We start from the raw sequence: 503 nt of genomic DNA, 5'->3' as shown, positions 1-503 counted from the left end.
CCCGACCAGCGGCCCCGCGCCGGCAATGGCCGCGAAGTGGTGGCCGAAAAGGATGTGCTTGTTGGTCGGGACGTAGTCCAGGCCATCGTTGTTGAGCACGGCGGGCGTGGCCCGGCGCGCATCGAGTTGCATCACGTTGTTGGCGATGAAGAGGCTGTAGTAGCGGTAGGCGACCAGGTAGATGGCCACGGCCGCGACGACGATCCAGAGGGCGTTGATCGGCTCTCCGCGGCGCAGGGCCACGACGCTCAGCGCACACGCTCCCAGAACAGCCACGGCAAACCAGGCGAGGTGTTTAACCAGACGGGTTGTCATTGCATGTCTCCTGCCGATATCCAATGGATTGCGGCGATTGTTTTTATAGTGTGACCCCGGCTATTCGGAGCTGGCCCAATATCCCTGCTGGCCGTCAATAAATAAATCCGTAGTACTACGTAGATGCCAATTCCCCCCTGTGGGAGCGAGCCTGCTCACGAAGGCGGTGTGTCAGGTAAAGACAATGC

1 protein-coding gene is annotated in these 503 nt (G+C 60.4%); it reads right to left on the bottom strand.

Annotated elements, in window-relative coordinates; genetic code table 11:
- Positions 1-315 (bottom strand): carbon starvation CstA family protein (locus tag ACE04F_RS11880; RefSeq protein ID WP_486106892.1); only part of this gene is annotated, 315 nt, incomplete at its 3' end.
- Between the last annotated feature and the right edge of the window lie 188 nt (positions 316-503).

Source organism: Pseudomonas sp. AGC41 (assembly GCF_057334555.1).
This window is presented reverse-complemented; position numbering and strand designations above follow the sequence as displayed.